Annotated in this window: 3 protein-coding genes; all 3 read left to right on the top strand. The window is 57.2% G+C overall.

Features of this window, described 5'->3' with window-relative positions; genetic code table 11:
- Positions 1-134, top strand: a 134-nt coding sequence (locus BKD70_RS25520; RefSeq protein WP_256543294.1) for a hypothetical protein, incomplete at its 5' end; no start/stop codon positions are given.
- On the top strand, positions 134-1,105 hold the full coding sequence (miaA, locus tag BKD70_RS23685) for a tRNA (adenosine(37)-N6)-dimethylallyltransferase MiaA (protein ID WP_070415513.1): 972 nt from the start codon (positions 134-136) through the stop codon (positions 1,103-1,105). The genes BKD70_RS25520 and miaA, both read left to right, overlap by 1 nt.
- A gap of 94 nt (positions 1,106-1,199) precedes the next feature.
- A complete protein-coding gene (gene hfq, locus BKD70_RS23680; protein WP_003188059.1) occupies positions 1,200-1,460 on the top strand; it encodes an RNA chaperone Hfq in 261 nt (86 codons plus the stop codon).
- Positions 1,461-1,492: the final 32 nt, after the last annotated feature.

Raw genomic sequence — 1,492 nt, 5'->3', positions numbered from 1 at the left:
CCCTGCCGGAAATGAACGGCCTGCTGCGCGACATGGAAAACACCGAGCGCAGCGGCCAATGCAACCATGGCCGACCGACCTGGACCCAGATGGGCCTGGATGATCTGGACAAACTGTTCTTGCGCGGCCGCTGATGAGTGCCTTGCCCCCCGCCATTTTCCTGATGGGCCCCACGGCCGCCGGCAAGACCGACCTGGCCATCGAGCTGACCAAGGTGCTGCCCTGTGAGTTGATCAGCGTCGACTCTGCCCTGGTTTACCGGGACATGGATATCGGTACGGCCAAGCCGTCGAAGGCGCTGTTGGCCCAATATCCGCACAAGTTGATCGACATCATCGACCCCGCGCAGAGCTATTCGGCGGCGGACTTTCGCACCGACGCCCTGGCGGCCATGGCCGAGATCACCGCGCGCGGCAATATCCCGCTGCTGGTGGGCGGCACCATGCTCTATTACAAGGCGTTGCAGGAAGGCTTGGCCGATATGCCGCCTGCCGATGCCCAGGTGCGCGCCGAACTTGAAGATGAGGCTGCGCGCCTTGGCTGGCAGGCCCTTCACGATCAGTTGGCGGCGGTAGACCCGGTGTCTGCGGCACGTATTCACCCCAATGACCCACAGCGGCTCACACGCGCCCTGGAAGTCTGGCGCGTCAGTGGCCAGACCATGAATGAACATCGCCTGAAACAAACTGCGCAAAGTACTGATGCAGGCGCATCTGGACAGTCACAATTGCCCTATACTGTGGCGAATCTGGCCATCGCTCCGGCAAACCGCCAGGTGTTGCATGAACGAATTGCACAAAGATTCACAATAATGTTGGAACAGGGGTTTGTGGACGAGGTCGTAGCATTGCGTTCAAGAGGCGACCTGCATGCAGGGCTGCCTTCGATACGTGCTGTAGGCTACCGCCAAGTCTGGGATCATCTGGATGGCAAGCTGACGTCCGCCGAAATGCAGGAGCGCGGCATCATTGCCACGCGCCAATTGGCGAAGCGCCAGTTCACCTGGCTGCGCAGCTGGAGCGATTTGCACTGGTTGGACAGCCTGGACAGCGACAATCTGTCACGCGCCTTGAAATACTTGGGAACGGTCTCCATATTGAGCTGAGTCCTTGCAATTGCCGTCTATCCTTGGGGGTGTGACGGCCATAAGCTATCTATTTTCCGATTTTTTATTATTGATCCTTAAAGGAGTGCGGCACATGTCAAAAGGGCATTCGCTACAAGACCCTTACTTGAATACTTTACGTAAAGAGAAAGTTGGGGTTTCCATCTATCTGGTCAACGGCATCAAGCTGCAAGGTACGATCGAGTCGTTCGACCAATTCGTTATCCTGCTGAAAAACACCGTCAGCCAGATGGTTTACAAGCACGCTATCTCGACAGTCGTTCCAGTTCGTCCAATCCGTCTGCCTAGCGCAGCAGGTGATGAACAGGGTGACGCTGAGCCAGGTAACGCCTGATAGGAGTCTCCTTTGTTCTTTGAGCGCCACGG

The organism is Pseudomonas sp. BS-2016, assembly GCF_001806145.1.
GTDB lineage: Bacteria > Pseudomonadota > Gammaproteobacteria > Pseudomonadales > Pseudomonadaceae > Aquipseudomonas > Aquipseudomonas lundensis.
Note: the sequence above shows the minus strand (reverse complement) of the source record. Positions and strands in the feature narration are given on the sequence as shown.